Origin of the sequence: Zhengella mangrovi, assembly GCF_002727065.1 — a bacterium.
Taxonomy (GTDB): Bacteria; Pseudomonadota; Alphaproteobacteria; order Rhizobiales; family Rhizobiaceae; genus Zhengella; species Zhengella mangrovi.
Window position 1 is genome coordinate 1 of sequence record NZ_PDVP01000071.1, and the last position, 614, is coordinate 614.

The window sequence follows — 614 nt, forward strand, 5'->3', positions numbered from 1 at the left end:
CGGCTCCACCATTCGCCGTCGCGGTGCCGGTACCGGATGGCCCGATGCGACCGGTCCAGCATGTGCAGGATGCCGAAGGCCATGAGATAGTGGTGGGCTTCGTCCAGCGAGCGGTCGCGGGCGAAACCGGCGAGATGGCGTTCGATCAGCCGCTGTTCCGTGGCCGCGTCGATGGCCGTCCATTCGTCCGCGAGGACAAAGGCGAGGTCATCGAGGGAATGGCGCCGTCCGCATCCTTCCCAGTCGAACCAGACCACGCGATCCTCCGTGACCATGGCATTGCCCGGCCGCGCGTCGCCCTTGATGAAATCCCGCGGATCCAGCCGGAACAGGCTTTCGAGCATGTCGTAATCGAGGAGCGGCGGTGCAACGCCGACGATCTCGGAAATCCGCTTGGCATGGCCAAGGTTCTCGTCAGACCAGTCCGAATCCGGCCGGATGCGGGGGACCCGGTGATGCAGGTTTTCCTGGTGGGCATAGCGCTGCAGCCCTGACAGCGCAGCCAGGGCATCGTCCAGCATGCGTTCCCGCGCGGCCATGTCGTCGGTACCGTCGAGCAGCACGGGCAGGCGCGTGCCGTCGATGTATTCCTGGACCACCCACTCGTCCACGAC

Annotated in this window: 1 protein-coding gene; it reads right to left on the bottom strand. The window is 65.8% G+C overall.

What is annotated here, in order from left to right:
• Positions 1 to 614, bottom strand: a 614-nt coding sequence (locus tag CSC94_RS24815) for a hypothetical protein (protein ID WP_165784593.1), incomplete at both ends; no start/stop codon positions are given.